Annotated in this window: 22 protein-coding genes; 11 read left to right on the top strand and 11 right to left on the bottom strand. The window is 70.7% G+C overall.

The window, feature by feature from the left end:
• The first annotated feature begins 39 nt into the window (after nt 1-39).
• From ACI2LP_RS24970 to ACI2LP_RS24940, 7 genes are all read left to right on the top strand, one after another.
• Nucleotides 40-996: a helix-turn-helix transcriptional regulator gene (locus ACI2LP_RS24970; protein ID WP_404726720.1), complete on the top strand. Its 957-nt coding sequence runs from the start codon at nt 40-42 to the stop codon at nt 994-996.
• Nucleotides 997-1,014: 18 nt separating this feature from the next.
• Nucleotides 1,015-1,971: a helix-turn-helix transcriptional regulator gene (locus ACI2LP_RS24965; protein ID WP_404726719.1), complete on the top strand. Its 957-nt coding sequence runs from the start codon at nt 1,015-1,017 to the stop codon at nt 1,969-1,971.
• 24 nt (nt 1,972-1,995) lie between these two features.
• Entirely contained in the window at nt 1,996-2,253 is a 258-nt protein-coding gene (locus tag ACI2LP_RS24960) for a hypothetical protein (protein WP_404726747.1), read from the top strand.
• A 9-nt stretch (nt 2,254-2,262) separates the two neighbouring features.
• Complete coding sequence (locus ACI2LP_RS24955) at nt 2,263-2,457, top strand: hypothetical protein (protein WP_404726718.1); 195 nt, start codon at nt 2,263-2,265, stop codon at nt 2,455-2,457.
• Nucleotides 2,458-2,673: 216 nt separating this feature from the next.
• Nucleotides 2,674-2,961, top strand: a complete 288-nt coding sequence (gene tatA, locus ACI2LP_RS24950) for a Sec-independent protein translocase subunit TatA (protein WP_360884205.1) — start codon at nt 2,674-2,676, stop codon at nt 2,959-2,961.
• A 109-nt stretch (nt 2,962-3,070) separates the two neighbouring features.
• Nucleotides 3,071-3,961 (top strand): twin-arginine translocase subunit TatC, encoded by an 891-nt coding sequence (gene tatC / locus ACI2LP_RS24945; protein ID WP_404726746.1) that lies wholly within the window; start codon nt 3,071-3,073, stop codon nt 3,959-3,961.
• A 156-nt stretch (nt 3,962-4,117) separates the two neighbouring features.
• Nucleotides 4,118-6,955: a DEAD/DEAH box helicase gene (locus tag ACI2LP_RS24940; RefSeq protein WP_404726717.1), complete on the top strand. Its 2,838-nt coding sequence runs from the start codon at nt 4,118-4,120 to the stop codon at nt 6,953-6,955.
• Between the two features lie 65 nt (nt 6,956-7,020).
• On the opposite strand, the gene ACI2LP_RS24935 is transcribed toward ACI2LP_RS24940, so the two are convergent.
• The 6 genes from ACI2LP_RS24935 to ACI2LP_RS24910 form a co-directional block, all read right to left on the bottom strand.
• Entirely contained in the window at nt 7,021-7,416 is a 396-nt protein-coding gene (locus tag ACI2LP_RS24935; RefSeq protein ID WP_404726716.1) for a nuclear transport factor 2 family protein, read from the bottom strand.
• Between the two features lie 99 nt (nt 7,417-7,515).
• On the bottom strand, nt 7,516-8,616 hold the full coding sequence (locus ACI2LP_RS24930) for an LLM class flavin-dependent oxidoreductase (protein ID WP_404726715.1): 1,101 nt from the start codon (nt 8,614-8,616) through the stop codon (nt 7,516-7,518).
• A 164-nt stretch (nt 8,617-8,780) separates the two neighbouring features.
• The gene (locus ACI2LP_RS24925; protein WP_404726714.1) at nt 8,781-10,430 is read right to left on the bottom strand and encodes an allophanate hydrolase; all 1,650 of its coding nucleotides are present in this window, start codon (nt 10,428-10,430) and stop codon (nt 8,781-8,783) included.
• Nucleotides 10,431-10,520: 90 nt separating this feature from the next.
• Nucleotides 10,521-14,075, bottom strand: a complete 3,555-nt coding sequence (locus ACI2LP_RS24920; RefSeq protein WP_404726745.1) for a 5-oxoprolinase/urea amidolyase family protein — start codon at nt 14,073-14,075, stop codon at nt 10,521-10,523.
• A gap of 14 nt (nt 14,076-14,089) precedes the next feature.
• On the bottom strand, nt 14,090-14,686 hold the full coding sequence (locus ACI2LP_RS24915) for an urea amidolyase associated protein UAAP2 (RefSeq protein ID WP_404726713.1): 597 nt from the start codon (nt 14,684-14,686) through the stop codon (nt 14,090-14,092).
• Nucleotides 14,683-15,507, bottom strand: a complete 825-nt coding sequence (locus tag ACI2LP_RS24910; protein WP_404726712.1) for an urea amidolyase associated protein UAAP1 — start codon at nt 15,505-15,507, stop codon at nt 14,683-14,685. Before ACI2LP_RS24910 ends, ACI2LP_RS24915 begins: the two co-directional genes overlap by 4 nt.
• A 171-nt stretch (nt 15,508-15,678) precedes the next feature.
• Between ACI2LP_RS24910 and ACI2LP_RS24905 the strand changes: the two genes are divergently transcribed.
• Complete coding sequence (locus ACI2LP_RS24905; RefSeq protein ID WP_404726711.1) at nt 15,679-16,314, top strand: TetR/AcrR family transcriptional regulator; 636 nt, start codon at nt 15,679-15,681, stop codon at nt 16,312-16,314.
• A 52-nt stretch (nt 16,315-16,366) separates the two neighbouring features.
• Here the strand turns inward: ACI2LP_RS24905 and ACI2LP_RS24900 are convergent, their stop codons facing one another.
• A complete protein-coding gene (locus ACI2LP_RS24900; protein WP_404726710.1) occupies nt 16,367-16,855 on the bottom strand; it encodes a DUF3515 domain-containing protein in 489 nt (162 codons plus the stop codon).
• 306 nt (nt 16,856-17,161) lie between these two features.
• Between ACI2LP_RS24900 and ACI2LP_RS24895 the strand changes: the two genes are divergently transcribed.
• Nucleotides 17,162-17,716 carry a TlpA family protein disulfide reductase gene (locus tag ACI2LP_RS24895; RefSeq protein ID WP_404726709.1) on the top strand — a complete coding sequence of 185 codons (555 nt, stop codon included), beginning with the start codon at nt 17,162-17,164 and terminating at the stop codon, nt 17,714-17,716.
• Between the two features lie 306 nt (nt 17,717-18,022).
• Nucleotides 18,023-18,316: a hypothetical protein gene (locus ACI2LP_RS24890; protein ID WP_404726708.1), complete on the top strand. Its 294-nt coding sequence runs from the start codon at nt 18,023-18,025 to the stop codon at nt 18,314-18,316.
• Between the two features lie 184 nt (nt 18,317-18,500).
• On the opposite strand, the gene ACI2LP_RS24885 is transcribed toward ACI2LP_RS24890, so the two are convergent.
• Entirely contained in the window at nt 18,501-20,078 is a 1,578-nt protein-coding gene (locus ACI2LP_RS24885; protein ID WP_404726707.1) for an amino acid permease, read from the bottom strand.
• Nucleotides 20,079-20,484: 406 nt separating this feature from the next.
• Between ACI2LP_RS24885 and ACI2LP_RS24880 the strand changes: the two genes are divergently transcribed.
• A complete protein-coding gene (locus ACI2LP_RS24880) occupies nt 20,485-21,747 on the top strand; it encodes a class I SAM-dependent methyltransferase (RefSeq protein WP_404726706.1) in 1,263 nt (420 codons plus the stop codon).
• A 109-nt stretch (nt 21,748-21,856) separates the two neighbouring features.
• Here ACI2LP_RS24880 and ACI2LP_RS24875 read toward each other — a convergent pair whose 3' ends face one another.
• The 3 genes from ACI2LP_RS24875 to ACI2LP_RS24865 all read right to left on the bottom strand — a co-directional run bounded on the left by ACI2LP_RS24875 (nt 21,857) and on the right by ACI2LP_RS24865 (nt 24,669).
• Nucleotides 21,857-23,227, bottom strand: coding sequence for a cryptochrome/photolyase family protein (locus tag ACI2LP_RS24875; protein WP_404726705.1), 1,371 nt, complete (start codon nt 23,225-23,227; stop codon nt 21,857-21,859).
• A gap of 111 nt (nt 23,228-23,338) precedes the next feature.
• Nucleotides 23,339-24,088 carry an anti-sigma factor domain-containing protein gene (locus ACI2LP_RS24870; RefSeq protein ID WP_404726704.1) on the bottom strand — a complete coding sequence of 250 codons (750 nt, stop codon included), beginning with the start codon at nt 24,086-24,088 and terminating at the stop codon, nt 23,339-23,341.
• On the bottom strand, nt 24,085-24,669 hold the full coding sequence (locus tag ACI2LP_RS24865) for a sigma-70 family RNA polymerase sigma factor (protein ID WP_360876133.1): 585 nt from the start codon (nt 24,667-24,669) through the stop codon (nt 24,085-24,087). The genes ACI2LP_RS24870 and ACI2LP_RS24865 overlap by 4 nt, the downstream gene beginning before the upstream one ends.
• Nucleotides 24,670-24,778 lie beyond the last annotated feature (109 nt).

The raw sequence follows: 24,778 nt of genomic DNA, 5'->3' as shown, positions 1-24,778 counted from the left end.
TACGGTCAACGCTCAGAAGCACTGTGAGGAAGGGCGTCGATGGCCATTGCCAAGGCCGAGCGGCTGATGAATCTGGCGCTGTGTCTCCTGGGGACCCGCCGCCCGCTCAGCAAGCGCGAACTGCGCGGGTCCATCGAGGCCTATCTGGAGGCCGGTTCGGACGACTCCTTCAACCGGATGTTCGAGCGTGACAAGGACGATCTGCGCGAACTCGGCCTGGTCATCGAGACGGTGGACAACCTGGACGGCGAGACCGGCTATCTCGCCCGCCGCGACTCCAACCGGCTGCCCGCCATCACGCTCGACGCCGAGGAGGCCGCCGCACTCGGCCTCGCCGCCAAGGTCTGGCAGCAGGCGAGGCTCGCCGGCGCCGCGAGTGGCGCCCTGCAGAAGCTGCGTGCGGCCGGCATGCCGGAGGCCGAGGACTCGTACGAGGCGCAGCACAGCGCCCTCGAACCGCGCATCCCCGTCCATGAGGCCGCCTTCGAACCGCTGATGCTCGCCTGCCGCGACCGGCGGCCCGTCGTTTTCGACTACCGCAAGGCGAATGCGGCTCGCCCCGAGCCCCGCCATGTCGAGCCCTGGACGCTGGAGTGCTGGCGCGGCCACTGGTATCTGGCGGGCTGGGACCGCGACCGCGGCGCCGAGCGTGTCTTCCGGCTCTCCCGCATCACCGGCAGGGTTCGCTCCCGGGCCGGCTCCTTCACCGCGCCCGTGCCCGACGTGGTGACGGTCCGGGAGACCGTCGAAAGCTGGGCCGGGGAGACCGCGACCCGTTCCGCGCGGATCCGGCTGCGCACCGACTGCGGCTATCCGCTGCGCTCCAGAGCCCAGTCCATACGGGAACTCGGGGACGGCTGGGACGAGTTGGAGATTCCGTACGGGCACGGGCTCGACGCCTGGCTGGTGGAGTTCGGTCCGGACGTCGTCGTGCTGGAGCCCGCGGATCTGCGGGCGGATGTCCTGGACCGGCTGCGCGCCGTGGCCAAGGGCTGAGGGGGACTCGTACACACCATGGCCGCCAACGCCATTGACCAGACCCGGCGGATGCTCTCGCTGGTGACCTACCTGCGCGAGCGTCCCGGCGCCCGCGTCAGCGACGTCGCCCGCGCCTTCGGCATCACCGAGGACGAGCTGATCTCCGACCTCGATGTGCTGCCCATGTGCGGCACGAGCTTCCGAGGCGGCGATCTGCTCGACATCGACACCGACGGTGACCGCATCTGGTGGCACAACGCGGACGATGTCGCCGAGCCGCTGCGGCTCGCCGCCGACGAGGCGACCGCGCTGCTGGTCGCCGCGCGCGCCGTGGCCACGCTGCCCGGGCTGCGCGAGAGCGACCGGGACGCGCTGGTACGGGCGACCGCCAAGCTCGAGGCCGCGGCGGGCGAGACGGCCGGGGCCAGCTCCCGGCTCTCGGTGACCTTCGAGTCCGAGGGCGGCGTCTTCGCCGATGTGGACCGCGCGATCTCGGAGCGGCGCCGGCTGTGGCTCAAGTACTACTCGCCCGCGCGCGACGAGCTCACCGAGCGGGAGGTCGACCCGATCCGGCTGTTCGCCGTGGGGCATACGTATATGGAGGCCTGGTGCCGGCTCTCCGAGGCGCGCCGCACCTTCCGCCTGGACCGGGTGGCGGAGATCAGACTCCTTGACGCACCCGCGGCGCCGCCCGAGATCGAGCTGCGGGATCTGTCGGAGGGGCTGGTTCAGCCGTCGGCGGACGACCCCGAGGTGGTGGTCGAGGTCGGCCCCGGCGGGCGCTGGGTCGCGGAGTACTACCCGCACGACAGCGCGGAGGAGCTGCCCGAGGGTGGCCTGCGTATCACGCTGCGTACCCCTGATCCCACCTCGCTGCGACGGCTCGCCCTGCGGCTGGGGCGGGACGGGCGGATCGTCTCGCCCCAGGATCTGGCGGACAGCGCCCGGCAGGCAGCGCGCGAGGCGCTCGCGGCCTACGACGGTCAGGAATAGGGAGATCCGTACAACATGCCTCTGATGTCAGGGATCGCCGCGCCCAAGGCGCCGGTGCTCTTCAAGGCCGGCTGCCCCGACTGCCGTGCCCGCGTCGAGCTCTCGGCGGGAGCGCTGCGGCTGGCGATCGGCGGCAGCCGCCGTACCACCTTCTACTCCTTCACCTGCCCCGAGTGCGGCTCGGCCGTCCGCAAGCCCGCCGGGGAGCGCATTGTCGAGCTGCTCACCGGCGGCGGCGTACGGACGCTGCGGCTGCACTCCACCCCTCTAGAGACGGTCTAGGCTCTGCGCATGTTCTGGCCCATGCTCGCCATTGCCCTCGGTTTCCTCGGGATCGCCGTGCTCGGCGTGCTCGGCATCCGGGTCTTCCTGGAGGCCGAGCGCCTGGGCCGCGAGGTGGCCCGCACCACCGAGAAGATCAATCGCGCGGCGGAGGATCTGGAGCGGGCGGCGACGGATCTGGCCCGTACCGGCCAGGCTCTGTGACTGTCCGGGTGCGCTCTGATGTGCGGGTCGTCCGAGCTGTAGGCTCTCGGCCTAGCGGCCCGAATGAGCGAGCACGGGCTGCAATCGTGCGTATGCACAGGCATTGCCCGGTGTTTACTCCTGCGGGTTACGATCGCTGGTAGCGCGGAGGCCAGACATTTGTCCGGCAGTCGGGCACGAGACACACTGTCGCCTCGGTGAAGAAGGTAAAAAGCTATGGGTAGGCTCGGCCCCACCGAGATCATTCTCATCCTTGTCGTCATCGTCCTGCTGTTCGGAGCCAAGAAGCTTCCGGACATGGCCCGTTCGCTGGGCAAGTCGGCCCGAATCCTCAAGAGCGAGGCCAAGGCCATGAAGTCGGACGACGCGCAGAGCGCCCCGGCCGACCCGCCGCAGCCGGGCGCAGCCCAGGACCAGCCCGCGCCGCGCACGATTCAGGCCGCGCCCGGTGATGTGACCAGCTCACGTCCCGTGACCGAGCCGACCGACACCACCAAGCGCTGACCCTGGGCCGCCGCAGGCACCGAGAAGCACGGTGACGGCCTGCCGCACGAGATGAGGACGTGGGTTGCTCAAGTCTGCCCGCAAGCAGGAGAAGGACCCCGAGGGGCGGATGCCCCTGGTGGAGCACCTGCGAGAGCTTCGCAACCGCCTCGCGAAGGGGCTGCTCGCTGTTACGGCGGTCACAATTGTGGCCCTCGTGTACAGCGAGGAACTCATGCAGTTCCTGACCAAGTCGGTGCCCAAATGCCCGCCGGGCGTCACGAGCGACGGCGGTAACTGCGCGATCGTCTCCTTCAACACGCTGATCGCGCCGTTCAGCACGACGATCCAGCTGAGCTTGACGACCGGTCTCGTTGTCGCGAGTCCGGTCTGGTTGTACCAGCTCTGGGCGTTCGTGGCACCGGGACTGCACAAGAACGAGAAGCGGTACACATACGCCTTCGTCGCCGCGGCGGTACCGCTGTTCTCCGCCGGTGCCTACCTTGCGTATCTCATCCTGCCCGTCAGCGTGAAGGTCCTGATCAGCCTGACGCCGAACGGCTCGGCGAACATCCTGTCGCTCGGCGACGTCCTGGACTTCACCCTGCGGATGGTGCTCGTCTTCGGGCTCGCCTTCGAGCTGCCGCTCGTGCTGGTGATGCTCAACCTCACGGGTGTCCTCAGCGGCAAGCGTATGGCTCGGTGGTGGCGCGGCGTCATCATGGGCGTCTTCGTGTTCGGCGCAGTGATCACTCCGACGACGGACCCGATCGGCATGCTCGCGTTGGCGGGGCCGATCAGCATCCTGTACTTCATGGCCGTCGGCTTCTCGCTCCTGAACGACAGGCGCCGGCGCCGCAAAGACCCGGACGCGGAGCTGGACGACGACGAGGCCTCGGAACTCGACCTGACGCCTGAGGCGATCGGCGCGAGGGAGCCCGTGTCTGCGGCTCCTGCGCTGCCGGAGCAGGCGAAGGGTGATCAGTCGCACCGGCTGAACGGCTACGACGACGTCACGTGATACGCGGAATGTGATCGGAACATGACGATGGCCCACCGACGAGTCGGTGGGCCTTCTGCTTGGGGACCGCCTCGTACGGCGGCATCATGCGGGTACCTGGGCCTTCAATTAAAGATCCGCTCACTGTCAGAGGCGCCGGGTAGGCTCGTCAACAAGATGACCGAGGACCTCTCACCCGCCGAGCGCTACGCCGCCGCCCGCATCCGCGCTGTTGAGGAGGCCACTGCGCTGGCCCCCTTCCGCGCGATGTACGAATTCGATCTGGACCCGTTCCAGATCGAAGCCTGTCAGGCCCTGGAAACGGGCAAGGGCGTGCTCGTTGCGGCGCCCACCGGCTCCGGCAAGACCATCGTCGGCGAATTCGCCGTCCATCTGGCCCTTCAGCAGGGCCGCAAGTGCTTCTACACCACCCCCATCAAGGCGCTCTCCAACCAGAAGTACACCGACCTGGTCCGGCGTTACGGCGCGGACAAGGTCGGCCTGCTCACCGGCGACAACAGCGTCAACTCCGAGGCGCCGGTGGTGGTGATGACCACCGAGGTGCTGCGCAACATGCTCTACGCGGGCTCGCAGTCGCTGCTCGGCCTCGGCCATGTCGTGATGGACGAGGTGCACTACCTCTCCGACCGCTTCCGCGGCGCCGTCTGGGAGGAAGTGATCATTCACCTCCCCGAGTCGGTGACCCTGGTGTCACTCTCGGCGACCGTCTCCAACGCCGAGGAGTTCGGCGACTGGCTGGACACCGTCCGCGGCGACACCGAAGTGATCGTCTCCGAGGAGCGGCCCGTGCCGCTGTGGCAGCACGTCATGGCGGGCCGCCGGATGTACGACCTCTTCGAGGAGGAGACCGACCACGGCGGCCGCGGAGTCGGCAGGCGCGAGGTCAACCCCGATCTCGTACGCCTGGCGCGGATGGAGAACCAGCGCACGTACAACCCCAGGGACCGCCGCCGCGGCAAGATGGTGCGCGAGGCCGACCGCGAGCGCGAGCGGCGCCAGCGCAGCCGGATCTGGACGCCGGGACGGCCCGAGGTCATCGAGCGGCTCGACGCGGAAGGGCTGCTGCCCGCGATCACCTTCATCTTCAGCAGGGCGGGCTGCGAGGCCGCCGTACAGCAGTGTCTGTACGCCGGACTGCGGCTCAACGACGACGAGGCCCGCCTGAAGGTGCGCCGGATCGTCGAGGAGCGCACCGCCGCCATTCCCGGCGAGGACCTCCATGTCCTGGGGTACTACGAGTGGTTGGAAGGTCTTGAGCGGGGCATCGCCGCGCACCATGCCGGCATGCTGCCGACCTTCAAGGAGGTTGTCGAGGAGCTCTTCGTACGCGGTCTGGTGAAGGCCGTCTTCGCCACCGAGACGCTGGCGCTCGGCATCAACATGCCTGCCCGCTCGGTGGTGTTGGAGAAGCTCGTCAAGTGGAACGGCGAGCAGCACGCCGACATCACCCCCGGTGAGTACACCCAGCTCACCGGCCGGGCCGGGCGCCGCGGCATCGATGTCGAGGGCCACGCCGTCGTGTTGTGGCAGCGTGCCATGGATCCGGAAGCGCTCGCCGGACTCGCCGGCACCCGCACCTACCCGCTGCGCTCCAGCTTCAGGCCCTCGTACAACATGGCCGTCAATCTGGTGCAGCAGTTCGGGCGGCACCGCTCGCGCGAGCTGCTGGAGACATCGTTCGCGCAGTTCCAGGCGGACAAGTCCGTTGTCGGCATCTCCCGCCAGGTGCAGCGGAACGAAGAGGGCCTTGAGGGCTACCGCGAGGGCATGACCTGCCACTTGGGGGACTTCGAGGAGTACGCGCGGCTGCGCCGCGACCTCAAGGACCGCGAGACGGATCTGGCCAAGCAGGGTGCGGCGCAGCGGCGGGCCGCGGCCGCCACGTCGCTGGAGAAGCTGAAGCCGGGCGATGTCATCCACGTTCCCACCGGCAAGTTCGCGGGTCTTGCGCTCGTCCTCGACCCGGGGGTCCCGGCGGGCCGGACCAACGGACACCGCGGATTCGAGCAGCACGACGGTCCGCGGCCGCTGGTGCTGACCGCCGAGCGGCAGGTCAAGCGGCTGGCATCGATGGACTTTCCGGTGCCGGTCGAGGCGCTTGAGCGGATGCGGATCCCGAAGTCCTTCAATCCGCGTTCGCCGCAGTCGCGCCGCGATCTGGCCTCCGCGCTGCGGACGAAGGCCGGGCACATCGTGCCCGAGCGGCACCGCAAGCAGCGGGCCGAGGCCGCGGACGACAGGGAGATCGCGCGACTGCGGGCGGAGCTGCGTGCCCACCCGTGCCACGGCTGCGACGAGCGCGAGGACCATGCGCGATGGGCGGAGCGTTACCACCGGCTGCAGCGCGACACCTGGCAGCTGGAGCGGCGCATCGAGGGCCGGACGAACACCATTGCCCGCACCTTCGACCGGATCGTGGCGCTACTGACCGAGCTGGACTATCTGCGCGCGGACGAGGTCACCGAGCACGGCAAGCGGCTGGCGCGGCTGTACGGCGAGCTGGATCTGCTGGCGAGCGAATGTCTGCGGGCGGGTGTGTGGGAAGGCCTCAGCCCGGCCGAACTGGCTTCGTGCGTCTCGGCGTTGGTCTACGAGTCGCGGCAGTCGGACGACGCGGTGGCGCCCAAGGTCCCGGCGGGCAAGGCGAAGGTCGCGCTCGGCGAGATGGTCCACATCTGGGGCCGTCTGGACGCGCTGGAGGAAGAGTTCAAGATCAACCAGGCGGAGGGCGTCGGACAGCGCGAGCCGGACCTCGGCTTCGCCTGGGCCGCGTACGAGTGGGCCTCGGACAGGAGCCTCGACGAGGTGCTGCGCGAGGCGGAGATGCCCGCGGGTGACTTCGTACGGTGGTCGAAGCAGGTCATCGATGTGCTCGGGCAGATCGCGGCGGCGGCGCCGCGCGAGCCGCGCGAGAACAGCACCGTCGCGAAGAACGCGCGCCGGGCTGTCGACGCGATGCTGCGCGGTGTGGTGGCGTACAGCTCGGTCGGCTGAGCGGGACGACGCGGGAGGGCCTCGTTCACCGCTTCCGGGTGGTGAACGAGGCCGTCAGCGTCCGGTCAGCGCCAGAAACTGTCCTCCTCGTCGATGTCCTCGGTGCACTCGTCGATGTCGGTGATCTTGCCGTCCACGATCGTGAAGAAGAGGCCCTCGCGGATCTCGATGCCGCGGTCGCCCCGGTCCGCCCGGGCCGTGTGGAAGGACATGACATGGCCACGGCCGTCGGCGAGTACGGCTTCGAGCTCGACCATCATGGTGCCGCTGGTCATCTCGCCCAGCCGCTGGTACAGCCCGAGAACGGCGTCGCGGCCCTTGTGGTGTCCGGATATCGCACTGTTACCGGGTACATGGTGGACGACATCCGCCGTCATCAGGGAGCCGAGTGTTGCCATGTCCCCCTCTCCGAACGCTGCGTAGCCCCGGCGTATCAGGGCGCTGTCCGGGTGTTCAGCCATAGTGAAGTCACACCTTTCGTCCCTATAATCCCGTCTTTCCTCCATCTTCCGCCGGGTGCGAGGGACTGTCCACGCAGGCTGCCGGGGCGTTGGCCGGCGTCAGGCGGCGGCCTTCGCCGCGTCCCGCTTGGCGACCTCTTCGCGCACGATCGGGATCACGTGGCGGCCGAAGTCGATCGCGTCGTCGAGCAGGTCGTAGCCGCGGGCGGAGAGGATCTCCACCCCGAGGTCGTAGTAGTCCAGGAGTGCCTGGGCGACGGTTTCGGGCGTGCCTACGAGCGCGGTGGAGTTGCCCGCGCCGCCCGTCTCGGCGGCGGTCGGCGTCCACAGCGCCCGGTCGTGGCGCTCACCCCGGTCGGCGACGGCGAGGAGCCGCTGCGAGCCCGCGTTCTGCGGATGGGTGAGCGGATGGCGACGGCTGAGCGGGGTGCCCGCCTTGCGTGCCTTGATCCGGTCCAGGGTGCGATGCGCCTTCTCCCAGGCGAGTTCCTCGGTGGGCGCGATGATCGGCCGGAACGCGACCTGGATCTTGGGCACATCGGTACGGCCCGCCGCCTTCGCGGCCGCCTTCACCGACTCGATCTGCTGCGCGGTCTCGGCGAGCGGCTCGCCCCAGAGGCAGTAGATGTCGGTCTCGGCGCCGCCCGCCGCGTACGCCGCGGGTGAGGAACCGCCGAACGAGACGCGGGGGTGCGGCTGTTGTACGGGGAAGGTGTCGCTGACGAAGTCGTTGAAGCGGTAGTGCGTGCCCTCGTGGTCGAAGGGCTCGTGCGAGGTCCAGGCCTTCTTGATGATCTGGATGGCCTCGCGGGTGCGGGCGTAGCGCTCGTCCTTGGTGAGGAAGTCGCCCTCGCGCTGCTGCTCGTGGTCGTTGCCGCCGGTGATGAAGTGGACGGCGAGGCGGCCGTCGCTGATGCGGTCCAGGGTGGCGAAAGTCTTCGCGGCGAACGTGGGGTAGGAGACGTTCGGGCGGTGGGCGACGAGGATCTGCAGCGTCTCGGTGCGGGCGGCGATGTACGCGGCGGCGGGGGAGGGGTCGGGCGAGCCGGAGCCGTAGGCGAACAGGACGCGGTCCCAGCCGTGGTCCTCGTGGGCGCGGGCGAGCCTGAGCGTGTACTGCTTGTCGAAGGACGACCCGGAGCGGGGCGTGACTTCGGAGCCTTCATTGGTTGCTGCGATGCCGAGGAACTCGACGGGCATGGTGCGGCCTCATATCTCGCAATGCGGTTGTGGTGGTCTGCCGGTGTGGAGCCGTCAGAGGCAACACGAGGCGGACCACACACGACCGAAGTCGATGTGGTCGCGGGTGACCAACCGCAGCGGAGGACGCATCCGCTTAGTGGAACAGGTGTGTTGGGGCTCAGTCAACTGTTTCTGTACGCACGCCAGCCGCCGTACGCCGTGATGTCCTCGGCGCCGTCGAGGGCAGCGGGTTCGCAGAGGAAGCCGGGGGCGGTGGTCCCGTCGGCGAGTTCCACGCGGCCGATCGCCATGGGGTGGGGCAGGGCGGCGGTGAGTGCGCCGAGGCCTTCCGGGGGGAGCTCCCAGATCTCGGCCTCGATCGGTCGGCCGCCGCTGCCGACGCGGACGAGGCCCGGCTTGGGCGGATCGGTGCGCAGAGCGAAGAGGCGGTAGCTGGGGGCGGTGGTGGTTGTGGTGGCCAACGTCGCGCCGAGGGCAAGGAGTTGGTGGTTGAGGGGCTGGCCGGAGAGGTGGGCGCCGACGACGGCGATGCGGGTGGGGGGTACGGGCGGGGTGAGATGGGCCGCGATACGGGTGAGACGGTCGTCCGTGTCGGCCGGGCCGACCAGCATCACGCCGAAGGGGCGGCCGGCCACGTCGTCGCCGGGGACCGCGACCGCGGCGAGGTCGAACAGGTTGGTCGAGTTGGTGAAGCGGCCGAGCCGGGCGTTGGCCCCGAACGGGTCGGCGGCGACCTCGGCGAGGGTGGGGTGACCGGGGGCGGTGGGCAGCAGCAGCGCGTCGGCGTCGGTGTCCGCGAGGGCGGCCACGGCGCGGGCGCGCAGGGCGGCGAGCCGGGCCTGGTCGGCGAAGAGCTCGTGGGCGGGGATGTCGCGGGCGCGGCGGATGATGGCGGCGACAGTGGGGTCGAGGTCCTTTGTCGCCTTGTCGATGAAGGCACCCACGGCGGTGTAGCGCTCGGCGACGAACGCACCGTCGTACAGCATCGCGGCGCCGTCGGTGAAGGGCGTGAGGTCGATGGCTCGGAGCTGCGCCCCGGCGGCCTCGAGGCGTGCCGCCGCCGCTTCGTACGCCTTTGCCCAGCCGTCGTCCATCTCCCCGAGCTGCTCGGTCGGCGGCACGGCGATCCGCCAGGGGCCGGGGGTGCGGGGCCCGGTTCCGTGGCCGGGGCGGGTGGCGATGAGGGCGAGAGCGAGCTCGGCGTCCTGGAGCGTACGGGCGAAAACGCTGACGCAGTCGAGGCTCGCGCAGGCGGGGACCACGCCGTCGGTGGGGACGAGCCCGCGGGTGGGCTTCAGCCCGACGATGCGGTTGAAGGCGGCGGGGACGCGGCCGGAGCCGGCGGTGTCCGTGCCGAGGGCGAGGTCGGCGATGCGGAGGGCGACAGCGACGGCGGACCCGGAGCTCGATCCGCCGGCCACGCGCGCGGGGTCACCTGCGCTGTGCACGGCGCCGTACGGAGACCGGGTGCCGACGAGGCCGGTGGCGAACTGGTCCATGTTGGTGCTTCCGAGCACCACGGCGCCGGCGGCTCTGAGCCGGGCGACGGCGGGGGCGTCGGCGGTCGGGTCGTACGCGTAGGAGGGGCAGCCGGCGGTGGTGGGGATGCCGTGGACATCGATATTGCCCTTGACGGCGAGGGTGCGCCCGGCGAGCGGGAGGCGCGCGCCGGCGGCGAGGCGTTGGTCGATGTCGCGAGCCTCGGCCTCGGCGTCGGCGCGGGGGCGGAGGGTGATCCAGATGTCGGGACGGTGGACGCGGTCGATGAGGTCGTAGGCGGCGCGGACGCGGGTGAGGGCGGGGGTGGGCATGGGGGGGCAGCTCCTTGAGGGTGCGGGCGGTCGGGGTGCGGGCTTGGGATTTGTCCCCCACCCCGCCCCTTCCCGAACCGGGGAAAGGGGTCAGGGGGTCGTCGGGGTCAGGATGGCCAGCGGCGTGCCCGCTTCCACCTGGGTGCCGGGCGCGACCAGGAATCGCGCCACCCGCGCCGCGTACGGCGCGTGCACGCGCGATTCCATCTTCATCGCCTCCAGCGTCAGCAGCGGCTGACCCGGCGCGACCATCGCTCCCGGCTCCGCGTTCAACTGCCAGACCGAGGCCGCGAATTCGGCCTCCACCACCTGTCCGCCCGGCGGAACGTCCAGTTCAGGGACCGCGGGCGCGGCAGGCGACTCCTCGCGGGCGAACTCGCCCGCCGCCTCCCACGCCGCGCGTTCCTCGGCGAAGGCCAGCGACTGACGGGCGCGGAAGTCGGCGATCGACGGCGCGTTGTCGGCGAGGAAGCGCTGGTAGTCCGCCAGCGAGAAGGTCCCCTCCTCGATCCGCGGCGTGAAGCGGCCCGCCGCCATGTCCGCGCGCAGTTCGAGAAGTTCGTCCGCGTCGACCGGGTACCAGGTGATCCGGTCGAAGAAGCGCAGCAGCCACGGCTGCTCCTGCCAGCGTGACCACACCTGCGTCGTACGGCCCACGAACTGGTACCCGCCCGGGCCCTCCATGCCGTACACGCACAGATACGCGCCGCCGATGCCGACCGAGTTCTCCGCGGTCCAGGTCCTGGCCGGGTTGTACTTCGTCGTCACCAGGCGGTGACGCGGGTCCAGCGGCGTGGCGACGGGCGCGCCCAAGTAGACGTCGCCCAGGCCCAGTACGAGATATTCGGCGTCGAAGACCGTGCGGTACACGTCGTCGACCGAGTCGAGACCGTTCACCCGGCGGATGAACTCGATGTTCCACGGGCACCACGGTGCATCGTCCCGCACCCCCGCCATATAGCGCGCGATCGCCTCCCGGGTCGCCGGATCGTCCCAGGACAGGGGCAGGTGCACGGTACGGGACGGGACGACGAGCGCGTCGGTGGGCGGGAGTCCGGACTCCAGACGGGTCAGCTCCGACAGGAGCGTGCGTTGTGGGAGGACATCGGGGTCGGTGTGGATCTGGAGCGAGCGGATGCCGGGCGTCAGGTCCACCACCCCCGGCAGGCCCTCCGCGGCGACCGCCTCGGCCAGCGCGTGGACCCGCATCCGCAGCGCCAGGTCCAGCTGCATCTCCCCGTACTCGACCAGTACGTTGTCGTCTCCGCTGCGGCGGTACGTGACCGACTCGCCCCGCGCCAGAATCCCGCCGTCGACGATGACCGGGCGAGGCTCGCCCGCCACCGTCACCGGTACGAACCGGACCGTGTCGCCGGGACGCAGTTGGCCCAGCTTCCAGCGTTCGGCCTTCAGGATCGTCGCCGGGCAGACGAAGCCGCCGAGCGACGGGCCGTCCGGGCCCAGCAGCACCGGCATGTCACCGGTGTAGTCGACCGCGCCGACGGAGTATGGAGTGTCGTGGATGTTGGAGGGGTGCAGGCCCGCCTCGCCGCCGTCCTCGCGTGCCCAGCGTGGCTTCGGGCCGGTCAGCCGTACACCGGTGCGCGCCGAGTTGAAGTGGACCTTCCACTCGGCGGCGTAGAAGTCGTGGATGTCCTGCTCGGTGAAGAACTCCGGCGCGGCGTGCGGGCCTTCGGCCACCGCGATGTGCCACACCTCGCCGAAGGAGGGCCGTTCGGGGTGGGGTACCGCCCCGTTCGGCGCCGTGACGGAGTGCGGGACCGTCCCACTCGGCGCCGTGCCGGAGTGCGGAACCGCCCCAGCGGGCGCCGCGGCGGAGCAGCCGTGCAGGACATCCCCGGTGCGTAGCTCCCGGCCACCGTGTCCGCCGAAGCGGCCCAGCGTGAACGTGGCCGCGCTGCCCAGGAAGCCGGGCACCTCCAGACCGCCCGCGAACAGGACGTATGTGCGCAGCCCCCGGTCCGCGGGAGCGCCGACGGCCAGCGATGAACCCGCCGCAACGGTGAACGGCTCCCACTGCGGCGCCGGTTCGCCATCCACCGTGACCGGCGCAGGCGCGCCTGTCACACAGACCGTCGCCGCGTGGGTGAAGCGCAGCGCGGGCCCCTGGAGCGTGCACTCCAGGCCCGGCGCCCCCTCGTCGTTGCCGAGCGCGCGGTTGCCGAGCCGGAAGGAGAGGTCGTCCATCGGCCCCGACGGCGGGACGCCGACCTGCCAGTAGCCGGTGCGGCCCGGCCAGTCCTGGACGGTGGTGAGCGTGCCCGATGCCATGACCTCGATGCGCGGCGTGGGGTCGGCGATCGTCGCCAGCGTCGCGGTGGTGTGTCCGGCGGCCTGTACGGACGCGTCGGCGAGCGCCGCCCGCACCAGGCCCAGATTCGTCTCGATACCGTCGATGCGTGTCGCCGCCAGCGCGGAGTCCAGCCGGGCGAGGGCGTCGGCGCGATCGGTGCCGTGCGCCACGAGCTTGGCCAGCATCGGGTCGTACGCCGTCGTCACCTCCGTGCCCGTCTCGATCCAGGCGTCGACGCGTACGTCCGGGGGGAACGCCACGCGGGTCAGCAGCCCGGCGCTCGGGCGGTGGTCGCGGCTCGGGTCCTCGGCGTAGACCCGTGCCTCCACGGCATGGCCGCGCGGTGCGCCCGGGTCCCGTACGACGGCCGTCTCGCCCTGGGCGAGACGCAGCATCCACTCGACGAGGTCGACTCCGTAGATCTCCTCGGTCACCGGGTGCTCCACCTGAAGGCGGGTGTTGACCTCCAGGAAGTACGCCTCTTCGCGCGCCGCGTCGTACACGAACTCGACCGTGCCGGCGGAGCGGTAGCCGACCGAGGCGCACAACGCTTGTGCACAGGACGCAAGTTGTGCCCGTACGGCGTCGGGCAGGCCGGGCGCGGGGGCTTCCTCGAGCACCTTCTGGTTGCGGCGCTGGAGCGAGCAGTCGCGGTCGCCGAAGGTCACCACGCGGCCCTGCCCGTCGCCGAAGACCTGCACCTCGACATGGCGGGCGCGCTCGACGAGACGTTCCAGGAACACTCCGGCCGAGGAGAAGGAGGCGGCGGCGACCCGCTGCACCCCCTCCCAGGCGTCGGCAAGCGCCGCGGCGTCGTACACGGCCCGCATGCCGATGCCTCCGCCGCCGCCCGTGGCCTTGAGCATGACCGGGTAGCCGATGCGCTGCGCTTCGGACAGCGCCTCGTCGAGGCCCGGCAGCAGCCCGGTGCCGGGGGCCAGCGGGACGCCGGCGGCCTCGGCGGCGGCCCGCGCGGTGTGCTTGGCACCGAACAGCTCCAGCTGCGCGGCGGTCGGCCCTACGAAGACGATGCCCGCGTCCTCGCAGCGGCGCGCGAAGCCGGCGTCCTCGGAGAGAAAGCCGTAGCCGGGGTGGATGGCGCCCGCGCCTGTGTCCTTCGCGGCATTGAGCACGAGATCGGCGTCGAGATACGACTCCTTGGCGGGCGCGGGCCCGAGCCGTACCGCCTCGTCGGCGAGCCGGACATGGGGCGCGGAGCGGTCGGGGTCGGAGAAGACGGCGACCGTACGGAGCCCGAGGCGGCGGGCGGTGCGGATGATGCGTACGGCGATCTCGCCCCGGTTGGCGACGAGCAGGGTGTCGAAGGTCAAGGGGCCTGTGGGGCTCATGCGGCGGCCTCGCTGATCGTCATCGCGACCGCCGTCGGCTCGAAGCCGTTGCAGGGGTTGTTGATCTGCGGGCAGTTGGAGACGAGAACCAGGACGTCCCGCTCGGCGCGCAGGGTGACGCGCAGACCGGGGGCGGAGATGCCGTCGACGATGCCGAGGGTGCCGTCCTTCTCGACGGGGACGTTCATGTACCAGTTGATGTTGGAGACGAGGTCGCGCTTGCCGAGGCCGTAACGCGCGCCCTCCGCGAGGAAGTTGTCGACGCAGGCGTGCTGTGACCAGGTGTGGTGCCCGTAACGCAGGGTGTTGGACTCCTTGGAGCACGCGCCGCCGAGGGTGTCGTGGCGGCCGCAGGTGTCCTCGGTGACGGTCATCAGCGGGGTGTGCTCGTTCGACATCAGCACGCTGCCCGTGGTGAGGAAGATGTTCCCCTGGGCGTGGACGGTGTCGGCGGCGCTGTAGCGGACGGCGGTGTCGTGGGCGTCGTAGACGAGGAAGTCGACGGCCTGATTGCCGTGCAGGTCGGTGATGGTGAGCTGTTCACCGGCGCGGACGACGGCGGACCAGGCGGCGCGGGCGGGTACGACTGTCATGACTGGCCCCTTGCGGCGAGGAAGTCGGCGGTGTTGGCGTAGGCGCGGCGGCTTTCGGGGGTGGCGTCCCACAGCGGGTCGCCGGGCGCGGTGGGGGCGGCACGCCAGGCCAGCACCTCCAGCGGCGTGCTGACGTACTCCGGGCGCGGGTCCAGGGGGTGCGGAACGTTCGCGATCAGCACGGTCAGGTCCTGCTCGGCGCGGAGGGTGACCGATGCGGCGGGTCCGGCGGAGCCGGTGAAGTCGAGGGTGCCGTCGTCCCGTACCTCCACGCCCTGGAAGAACGAGACGGAGGGTGGCAGATCGCGTGGCTCCAGGCCGTTCTTGAGCGCGGCGAGGGTGAGGAGCTCGCGGCCGGCGGGGGAGGCGGACTGCGGGGTTCCGTCTCCGTAGCGGTGGGTGTTCCGTACGAGCGTGGAGGTGCCGCACAGGGCGTCGTGGCGGCCGCCGGTGTCCTCGACAAGGGTGGCGAGAACCCGGCCCTGGTCGGAGAGGAGGAGCCGGCCGGCGCGGAGGTAGGCGTTCCACTGGACCTTGACGGTGTCGGCGGCGTTGAGCCGCTCCCAGGGGCGGCCGTCGACGTACAGCAGCAGGTGCGCGCAGGCGTCGCCGCGCAGGTCGGTGAGCCGCAGCTCGGTGCCGCGGGCGATGACGCGGTGCGTGTAGTTGCCGCCGGCGACGGTCTCCGCCCAGACCAGATGCCCCGCCTCGCAGGGCGGGTCGGGCCACTCGGTGGCCGGCACGACGGGCATGGCTTCGGCGCGGACGCCGTCCTGGGCGCGGGCGTGGTCGCGGGCTCCGTATGTCGTGGCGGTCGCCATGGCGGTGTGCCTCCTCCGGCTCGACGGATGTCGCGTTCTATTTCTGTCGCGCGACAGAAATTAGGCGGAGGGGGAGTCGTGTCCATTGCCCGGCCATTGCCGGACCGTTACGGAACGCTCACCGTGATCTTGCCGCAGGAGGCCGGTCCGTGGTGTGCGACGATCGGCAGCATGAGCACCACCACGGGACGACGGGTCGGACGGCCGCGCGCCAAGCAGCGGCCGGACAGCGGAATGGCCACCCGGGACGAACTCCTGCTGGCCGCAGCGGAGTTGTTCACCACGCACGGATACGCGGCGACCACGACCCGGGCGGTCGCCGAGAGCGCGGGCATGCGGCAGGCGACGATGTACCACTACTTCAGCGGCAAGGAGGACCTGCTCGCGGAACTCCTGGAGTCCACGGTCACCCCCTCCCTGACCCTGGCACACCGCCTGCTCGCCGACGAGTCGCGCCCGGCGGAGGCTCGCCTGTGGGAGCTGTGCCGCTCGGACGTGGAACTGCTCTGCGGGGGTCAGCACAACCTGGGCGCGCTGTACCTGCTCCCGGAAGTGCAGGGCGAACGCTTCGCGGGCTTCCACCGGGTGCGGTCGGACCTGAAGTCGGCGTACGGGGAGCTGCTGTCGGCGACGGAGGCGGGGGCGGAGCTGGAGAAGGACGAGCGGGCGCTGCGTACGGACCTGGTGTTCGGCCTGATCGAGGGAGTGATCCTGGTCCACAGGGGCGACCCGGACCGCCCGGTGACGACGTTCGCGTCGGCGACGGCGGACGCGGCGCTGAGGATAGTGGGCTGCGTGCTTGCCTGAACCTGGGAGCTGACGCGCCGGGCGCTGTGACCGGCGAGGGGTGTGGTGGAGGTCATCTTCCCTGCTGGTCGAGGCACTTGGACTGCGTTGCGATGGGCTTGACGGCGTCGGAGAGCGCGACCAGGACGGCATCGACGGACTTGCTGCGCTCGGAGATGGTCAGCTCGACGGCGGGCCTTCGGCCGTAGGTGACCAGCAGCCGCCCTCCCCTGCCGTGGTCGGGCATCTCGCGGATGACCCAGTCGGTGTTGTTGATGCTGGCGCACGCATCGGTGGTCTTCTCGGGCGGGGTGACGCCGCAGCGGGCGATGACCTCGTTGTTGCCCCAGACGGTGACGCCGGGGCTGAGTGCGCCCTGGCGGCTCAGTCCGGCGAGCTTGCCCGGGAGGCGTTCGGCCAGCGCGGCGCAGGCCGGGTCTTTGGCATGCGGGCCGGGCTTGGGCGCGTCCTCGCCGGTCAGGGCGGCGAAGGTCACTCCGAGGGCGGTCAGGGCCAGGGCGGCGATGAGCAGGAGCCAGCTCGAGCGGGATCGGTTCCTCACAACTTTGAACCGTACGGCAGGACTGGGGCCTGGAGTTGTTCGGGGGCTCCCCTTCAGGACGACCTCCAGGTGTCCCGAGCGCCGTGCGGGCTACTCCCCGGTTCACGGTGGGTGATCTTCGAGCGTAGCGATGGGGCTCCCGGTGCGGTATTGGCCGTTGGGGTACTGCCCTATGGGCCGATGCGGGGCGGGAGTTGACGTCGGTAGGGTGGGGTGGTCCAGCCGCCCCGGGCGAAGCGCGTACTCCTTCGATCCACAACGGGGCGGGCGTCTGTGTGTGTTGGGGTCTTGGGATACTCGCCGACCATGAAGAGGATCACGTGGCCTGTGGTGGTGGCTGCCCTGGCGGTGTCGCTCGCGGCATGTGTCGGGGGCGAGGAACGCGCCGGCGAGCGTGTTGAGGGCGGCACGAAGAAGATCGCGGCCGGGCACCGGCAGCAGGCGGCGGACATCGAGGGCAGGACCCCTGGCGGGGAGCCGGTTCGGCTGTCGGACTTCCGGGGGAAGGTCGTGGTGATCAACGCGTGGGCGTCGTGGTGCGGGCCGTGCCGGGCGGAGACTCCCGGTCTTCAGAGACTCCACAAGGAGCTGGGCGGGCAGGGGTTGCAGGTGCTCGGGGTGAACGGCGAGGACGATGCGGCGGCGGCGCAGGCGTTCCTGGGCGAGTACAAGGTGACGTACCCGACGCTGATGGACGAGGGGGGCCGTCAGATGCTGCGGATGCCCAAGGGCCTGGTATCCCAGCTCGGGTTGCCGTACACGCTCGTCGTGGACCGGGACGGGAAAGTCGCTGCCGCGCATGGAGGGGCAATCAACGAGGCTGAGTTGAAGGGTCTCGTCACGCCGCTGCTCAAACCGTAAGAGGCGGACGGTGTCCGCCGGTGCCAGGTTGCGTCAAGATCCTTAACTTCCTGTGCGTGCGGGGTGTTCGGTGGTGGCGTGGAGTGGGACGAGGGCCCGGGTGTTCGAGCCCGCGCCGGTCCCGGACGGGTTCACCTCGAACGAAGAAGTATTCGACTGAGTGATGTTCTTGGAGGGCATGTGAAGGGCGAGATACGGTCGCTGGCGGCCATCGTGGGTATGACTGCCGTGATCGGCATCGGAGGTGTTTCCGGGACCGCGCAGGCGGCGCCTGAGCGGGCACCTGCGGTCGCGGGGGCGTGTTCCATGGGTTCTGTGTGCCTGTGGGATCTCAAGGACTACAAGCGGCAGCAGACCTCCTGGGCCGCCACGCCTACATCGGTCAACGCCTGCTCCAAGGGCGCCAGGGGCCTGATCGACATCCGGCGGTTCACCAACCGGCTGCCCCGCTCGGGATGGAACAAGTCCCCGAAGAACTGGCACCTGATCGGCAAGGACAAGAAGACGGTCAAGCTGACGATCCCGAAGCGGGGGATGCGCGGCTCGAAGGTGCCGGACATCAGGAAGTACAAGGAGATCTACTTCATGTGCTGGAAGTAGGGCTACCGGCACGGAGGGGGAACGGAAGGGCCCCGCACGCGGAGGGATTGCGTGCGGGGCCCTTGCTCATGTGCGGGTCAGCACTTCACGACGGGCGTGTACGGCAACCCGAGCTGGGATACCAGGCCCTTGGGCATCCGCAGCATCTGACGGCGTCACGACGTACATGTGTACGTGGACGAGATCAAGGTGTAGTGGAAGGTTGAGCCAGTTCCGGGAGAGGCTGAGCAGGCGTTGCCGTGTGCACTCGCCTTGTATTCCGCCACCGCCAGACGGCTCCGAGCCCAACGCTGACAATCAGGAACAGCACCGTGAACCACTGGAAGTACCAGTGTCCGCCCGACGGGTCGTACACCGACGCCCGCGGCCACGCCAGGTTCACCGTCATGAACAGGCCGTACGCCAGTGCCACGATGTTGATCGGCAGGCCCCAACGGCCCAGTGAGAACAGCGGGCGGCCCGTCTCGTCCGTCTCCGCGGTGCTGCGGTCCCAGTCGCCGCGCAGCCTACGTACCAGCATCGGGCCCGTCACCATCGCGTACGCGAGATAGAGCATCGCGATACACGTGGTGCCGATCGCGAGGAACGCCTCCGGCGAAGCGAGGTTGAGCAGGCCGAGTGCCGCCGCCGCGATGCCCACCGCGAGGGCGGGGGCGGCCGGCATGCCCGTGCGGGGGGAGACCTTTGCCAGGCGGGGCGAGAAGGGCAGCACGCCGTCCCGGGCCATGGAGAAGAGCATCCGCGATCCGGCCGTCTGGATGGCCAGCGTGGCCACGGCGATCGCCACGACCACGTCCGCGAGCAGCGCCTTGCCCACGCCGTCGCCGAGGCTGCTCGTCAGGACGTACGACAGACCTTCCGTCGCGAGCCGCCCGTCGGTCAGGCTGGGCGCGGCGAGAATGCCGCCGAGCAGCAGCAGCCCGCCGAGTGCGCCGGCCGAGGCGAGGGCGAGCAGGATCGTGCGGGGCGCGGTGCGGCGCGGGGCGTGGGTCTCCTCGCTGAGTTCGCCCGCGCTGTCGAAGCCGATGAGGACGTACGCCGCCGTGAACGAGCCGACGAGCAGCGCGCCGATGGCTCCGCCCTGGCCGCCCGTGTGCAGGGTGACGCCCGCCCCGCGTTCGGAGTGGGTGAGGAGCAGCACCACGATCAGTGCCGCCCCGATGATTTCCGCGGTGACTCCGATGCGGTTCACGGCCGACATCACGCGGTTGTCGAGGAGGTTGACGCCGGTGGTGAGTGCGAGCAGCACCACGGCGAGTACGGCCGCATTGGCCGCGCCGGTCGGCGTGGTCGGCGCGGGGTCGCCGCCCACCAGCTGGAAGCCGGACCAGATCGCGGGCAGGACGACCTGCAGCGCGAGTGCCGCCGCCGCGACCACGACGACCTGGCCGATCACCATGATCCAGCCGGCGAACCAGCCGAAGCCGGGCGTGCTCAGCCGCGTCGACCATTGGTAGATGGCGCCCGACAGCGGGTAGCGCGCCGCGAGTTCGGCGAAGCAGGCGGCGACCAGGAGCTGTCCGGCGAACACCGCGGGCCACGTCCAGAAGAAGGCCGCGCCGCCGAACGAGAAGCCGAAGGCGAAGAACTGAAAGACGGTGGTGAGGACGGAGATGAAGGAGAAGCCCGCGGCGAAGGAGGCGTACCGCCCCATGCTGCGGTGCAGCTCCTGCCGGTAGCCGAAGCCGGCCAGCGCGGCCGAGTCATCCTGCTCGGTCCCGTGTGGACCCGGCCGTACGTCCGAGGGTGCGGTGGCGGTCATGGCAGCCCCTGTCGCTGATTCCTGTCGGATGACAGAAATTAGGGAGAGGCTGTTTCACCGGCGTCACACCGCCATGTCCGTACGGGGCCCAAGTCCTCACGCTCCCTCACCCCGGGCACCGCCCGGCGAAAAGATCTACCGCCCGACCAATCCGGCGCCCCCAGCGCGCCGAATGCCCACCGAGGGGCGGTGCCCGAGGCCGGCCCGGAGGGAGCGGGAATGGTAGTGGAACGGCGGCGTACGTGCTGCGTGCTGCCCGGCGCAATCCCTGGGCCACCCTCGCCGTGTCCGCCGCCGTCCGGCTCCATGGCATCCACCTCTTCCTGTCCTGACTGTCCGGACTGCCCGGACTGCCCGGACTGGATGTCCAGCCCCGTCCTCGTCAGCTGCCCCAGGAGGGTGTGAAGTGACCGTGTCCCTGTCCCCGGCGTCCCCGCGCACCGCGTTCGTCGACGCGCGGCGCTGGCCCGATGTGGCCGCCCTGCCCAAGTACTCCCGGCTCCGGACTGCTGTCGCCGAACGGCTCGTGCGGCACGCGCTCGGCCGGCTGCCGCTGCGCGTGCGGCTCGGCGGCGGCCACCCGGTCGGTCACGGCGGCCCCCTGATGGAAGTGCACGACCCGGACGCCCTCTTCCTCCGCGTCGGCGCCTGCGGCCTGATCGGCTTCGGCGAGTCGTACATGGCCGGCGAGTGGGAGGCCCGCGATCTCGTCGGCGTGCTGACCGTGCTCGCCGAACACGCCGCCAGCCTCGTCCCCGAGCCGCTTCAGCGGCTGCGCGGCGCCTGGGCGCCCCGGCAGCCGGCCGCGCGGCGCAACACCGCCGAGGGCTCGCGCGCCAACGTGAGCCACCACGACCTCCCCAACCAGCTGTTCGCGCTCTTCCTCGACGAGACCCTGTCGTACTCCTCCGCCCTCTTCCGCGGCTTCCCGGCACAGCACCATCTGCTGGCCGCCGCGCAGCACCGCAAGATCGACCGGCTGCTCGATCTCGCCCAGGTCGGATCCGGCAGCCAATTGCTCGAAATCGGCACCGGCTGGGGCGAGTTGGCGATCCAGGCGGCCCGGCGCGGCGCGCGTGTGCTGACCGTCACGCTCTCACGGGAGCAGCAGGAGCTGGCGTGGCGGCGCATCCGGGACGCGGGCCTTCAGGACCGTGTGACCGTCCTGCTGCGCGACTACCGCAAGGTGCTCGGCCGCTTCGACGCGATCGTCAGCGTGGAGACGATCGAGGCTGTCGGCGAGGAGCACTGGCCCGAGTACTTCATGACACTGGACCGGCTGCTCGCACCCGGTGGACGGGTCGCCCTGCAGGCGATCACCATGCCGCACGAACGGCTGCTGGCCTCCCGCGGTACGTACACCTGGATCCAGAAGTACATCTTCCCCGGCGGGCTGCTGCCCTCGACCGAGGCGATCGAGCAGCTCGTCGCGCGCTGCACCGCGCTGCGTGTGGCCGAACGGGACGGCTTCGGCCCGCACTACGCGGAGACGCTGCGGCTGTGGCGCGAACGCTTCACCGCACGCGCCGCCGAGGCGGACGCCCTCGGCTTCGACGAGACCTTCCGCCGGATGTGGACCTTCTATCTCGCCTACTCCGAAGGGGGCTTCAGGTCCGGGTACCTGGATGTGCAGCAACTGCTGCTGACGAAGGGGGAGACGGCCGACTGAGCGGTCGGCCCGGCACCGCGGGGCCCGGGCTGTGGACATGGTCCACAGCCCCCGGTTGTGACCGCTCCGGGGACGGCCGGCTTCCGCACGGTGTCCCTGGGCGGCGCGATCAGTGCAGGCTCCGGCCCCGTTCGAGCCGCGCCCTGCGTTCGGCCTGGTCCACCAGCGGGTCCGGGTAGTCCAGGCGGGCCCGTTCCAGGCCGTCCAGCGTCCAGGGCTGATGGACGGCGGGGCCCGCCAGCCCCTCCAGCTCCGGGACCCACAGGCGCACATAGTCGCCGTGCGGGTCGAACCGCTTCGCCTGCGCGAGCGGGTCCAGGATGCGGTTGGGGCGCGAGTCGGTCCCCGTGCCCGCCGCCCACTGCCAGTTGAGCTGGTTGTTGGCGATGTCCCCGTCCACCAGCAGATCCAGGAAGTGGCGGGCGCCGACGCGCCAGTCCACGTACAGCGTCTTGGTGAGATAGCTCGCCACCAGCATCCGCGTGCGGTTGGGCAGCCACCCCTCGTACCGCAGCTGGCGCATCGCCGCGTCCACGATCGGGGAGCCGGTCCGGCCCTCCTTCCACGCGGTGATCTCTTTCTCGTCCCGGAACCAGTGGTCGCCGCGCGCCCGGTAGTCGGCGTGGGCCGCGCCCGGCCGGGCAGCCAGTACCTGGTGGTGGAAGTCCCGCCAGGCCAGCTGGCGTACGAAAGCCTCCGCGCCCGGGCCGCCCTTGCCGCGCGCCCGCTGCACCACCTCCGTGGCGGACAGCGTGCCGAAGTGGAAGTGGGCGGAGAGCCGGGACGTGGCGGGGCCGGCCAGATCGTCGCGCCGCTGGTGGTACGCCTCGATGCCGCCGCTCTCGTCGGCGAGCCAGCGGCGCAGCCGCTCCCGGGCCTCCGGCTCACCGCCCCTGGGGAGCCCGGGCGACGTACCGGCGACCGTACTGCGCCGCGGCAGGGGAAGGCCGGCCAGTTCGGGCACCGACACGGCGCGCGGCGCGGCAACCGCGTCACGCAGCCCGGCAGCCTCCCACCTGCGGAAGTACGGCGTGAACACCGCGAAGTGGTCTCGGTCCACGGGCGTCACCTGCCCCGGCGGCAGCGCCGTGACCACCCCGTCGTGGACGTGCAGGGCGCACCTGATCGCCTGAAGTGCCTCGCGCAGCCGCCGCTCCCTGCGCAGGGCGTAGGCGCTGACCCCGCCCGCGATGTGCACCACCCGCGCGCCGCTCTCGACGACCACCCGGCAGACCTGCTCGACGACTTCGCCCGCGCGGATCACCAGCCGGCCGCCGCGCTCGTGCAGCCCGGCGTCCAGCGCCGCCAGGCAGTCGGCGAGAAAGGCGCGCCGGTTGGGCGCGTCGAAGCCCGCGCGGCGCACGCCCCGGTCGAGCACGAACAGCGGCACCACCTCGTCCGCCTCGCGCACTGCGGCGCACAGCGCCGGCTGGTCATGAAGCCGCAGATCGGAGGTGAACAGCATCACCGCAACGCTCATACGGGTCCTTCCTCAGGCGGGAAGTGCATCAGGTGGGGAACTGCATCAGGCGGGAAGTGCACCATGCCGGAAGTGCGTCGGACGGGAGGTACGTCGGGCCGGAGGTGTGCATCAGACCGGGAAGTTCATCAAGGCCAGCGGGTCGGTGGTCGGCTTCGGCGAGCCGCCCGCCGGTTCGACCGTGATGCCCATGCCCGACGCGGCGTTCAAAGGTCCGTCCATCAGCACGGCGTTATTGGTGACCGCGGGATCCATCAGACCCGCCGGACGCATCACTCCTCCGTCGTTGAACCAGAGTTGGTAGACCTTCCCATGCGGCGGCTTGGGCAGCCCGGACGTGAGGAACGCGGCCTTGTTCCTGCTGTGCGAGACGACGACCGTGCCCCGCGCCCCGTCCGGGAGCTTCGTCGTGCTCACCCTGGTGTCGGGCGCGGCGAGTACCAGGGCCAGCTCCTCGGCCCGCTGCTGCGCGCGCTGCGCCTGCAGGCGTGCGTCCGTCGCCTCCTGGTGCTGCCAGAAGGCCACCCCGCCGAACGCGGCGGCAGCGGCGAGACAGGCCGCCAGCACGAACCGGGACAGCGTCCGGCCGCGCTTGGCCCTGCTGGGCACAGCCCGCCGCGAGATGCGCGGTGGATCCTGGCGTTCGGCGGAGACCCGACGCAGTACCTGCTGCTTGAGCGCGGGCGGCGGCGTCATGGCCACCGCGAGGCCCAACTTGCTTACGGTGGCAGCCAGTTCACGCACCTCCTGGGCGCAGGCCGGGCACACCCCCAGATGCCGCTCGAACTCGGCACGCTCGTCGGGCGCCAGCGCGTGCAGCACATAGGCGCCGGTCAGCGTGTGCAGATCCGCCGTGGTCATGCGCTCACCCCCAGGCAGTCGCGCAGCCGGATGAGCCCGTCGCGCAGTCGTGTTTTGACCGTGCCGAGCGGCACGGAGAGCAGTTCGGCCACTTCCCGGTAGGCCAGCCCGCGGTAGTACGCGAGCGTCACCGACTGCCGTTGCAGCTCGGTCAGGGTGCGCAGGCAGCGCCGTACCTGTTCGCGTTCGAGGCGGGCCTCGACCTGTTCGGTGACCTCGTCGTACGCGGGGGTCTGCGCCAGCAGTGCGGCCCGCCGCTCGCGGTCGGTGGATGCCTGGGACGATCTGACCCGGTCCACCGCCCGGCGGTGGGCGAGGGTGAGGATCCAGGTCATCGCCGAGCCGCGGGAAGGCTGGAAGCGCGCCGCGGTACGCCACACCTCGATCAGCACCTCCTGGGTCACCTCCTCCGACTGGGCCGGGTCGCGCAGCACGGCGCGCACCAGCCCCAGTACCGGACCGCAGACCGCGTCGTACACCCGGGAGAAGGCCTCCTGGTCGCCACGGGCGACCAGGCTCAACAGTTGCTGCAGGTCGGTTCCCGTCGAGGCGGGGCCGCCTATCGGTACTGCTTTGTTCACGCGGCTTTCCTCCACTGTGCGGGCATGTTGTCCGGACAGATTTCACCAGGCATTCGGAGCCGAGGGGAGGGTGGATTGGTCCGGGTCCGCAGATGCTTTCACGCCGGTC

Source organism: Streptomyces sp. NPDC019890 (genome assembly GCF_044903445.1).
Classification (GTDB): domain Bacteria; phylum Actinomycetota; class Actinomycetes; order Streptomycetales; family Streptomycetaceae; genus Streptomyces.
The sequence above is the reverse complement of the archived record's forward strand: the minus strand, read 5'-3'. Positions and strand labels throughout refer to the sequence as shown.

What these genes read in the sequence shown, in the direction of transcription:
- ACI2LP_RS24970 (WP_404726720.1), top strand. Translation starts at nt 40, where the DNA reads ATGGCCATTGCCAAGGCCGAGCGGCTGATGAATCTGGCGCTGTGTCTC.
- ACI2LP_RS24965 (WP_404726719.1), top strand. Translation starts at nt 1,015, where the DNA reads ATGGCCGCCAACGCCATTGACCAGACCCGGCGGATGCTCTCGCTGGTG.
- ACI2LP_RS24960 (WP_404726747.1), top strand. Translation starts at nt 1,996, where the DNA reads ATGTCAGGGATCGCCGCGCCCAAGGCGCCGGTGCTCTTCAAGGCCGGC.
- ACI2LP_RS24955 (WP_404726718.1), top strand. Translation starts at nt 2,263, where the DNA reads ATGTTCTGGCCCATGCTCGCCATTGCCCTCGGTTTCCTCGGGATCGCC.
- tatA (WP_360884205.1), top strand. Translation starts at nt 2,674, where the DNA reads ATGGGTAGGCTCGGCCCCACCGAGATCATTCTCATCCTTGTCGTCATC.
- tatC (WP_404726746.1), top strand. Translation starts at nt 3,071, where the DNA reads ATGCCCCTGGTGGAGCACCTGCGAGAGCTTCGCAACCGCCTCGCGAAG.
- ACI2LP_RS24940 (WP_404726717.1), top strand. Translation starts at nt 4,118, where the DNA reads ATGACCGAGGACCTCTCACCCGCCGAGCGCTACGCCGCCGCCCGCATC.
- ACI2LP_RS24935 (WP_404726716.1), bottom strand. Translation starts at nt 7,416, where the DNA reads ATGGCTGAACACCCGGACAGCGCCCTGATACGCCGGGGCTACGCAGCG.
- ACI2LP_RS24930 (WP_404726715.1), bottom strand. Translation starts at nt 8,616, where the DNA reads ATGCCCGTCGAGTTCCTCGGCATCGCAGCAACCAATGAAGGCTCCGAA.
- ACI2LP_RS24925 (WP_404726714.1), bottom strand. Translation starts at nt 10,430, where the DNA reads ATGCCCACCCCCGCCCTCACCCGCGTCCGCGCCGCCTACGACCTCATC.
- ACI2LP_RS24915 (WP_404726713.1), bottom strand. Translation starts at nt 14,686, where the DNA reads ATGACAGTCGTACCCGCCCGCGCCGCCTGGTCCGCCGTCGTCCGCGCC.
- ACI2LP_RS24910 (WP_404726712.1), bottom strand. Translation starts at nt 15,507, where the DNA reads ATGGCGACCGCCACGACATACGGAGCCCGCGACCACGCCCGCGCCCAG.
- ACI2LP_RS24905 (WP_404726711.1), top strand. Translation starts at nt 15,679, where the DNA reads ATGAGCACCACCACGGGACGACGGGTCGGACGGCCGCGCGCCAAGCAG.
- ACI2LP_RS24895 (WP_404726709.1), top strand. Translation starts at nt 17,162, where the DNA reads ATGAAGAGGATCACGTGGCCTGTGGTGGTGGCTGCCCTGGCGGTGTCG.
- ACI2LP_RS24890 (WP_404726708.1), top strand. Translation starts at nt 18,023, where the DNA reads ATGGGTTCTGTGTGCCTGTGGGATCTCAAGGACTACAAGCGGCAGCAG.
- ACI2LP_RS24885 (WP_404726707.1), bottom strand. Translation starts at nt 20,078, where the DNA reads ATGACCGCCACCGCACCCTCGGACGTACGGCCGGGTCCACACGGGACC.
- ACI2LP_RS24875 (WP_404726705.1), bottom strand. Translation starts at nt 23,227, where the DNA reads ATGAGCGTTGCGGTGATGCTGTTCACCTCCGATCTGCGGCTTCATGAC.
- ACI2LP_RS24870 (WP_404726704.1), bottom strand. Translation starts at nt 24,088, where the DNA reads ATGACCACGGCGGATCTGCACACGCTGACCGGCGCCTATGTGCTGCAC.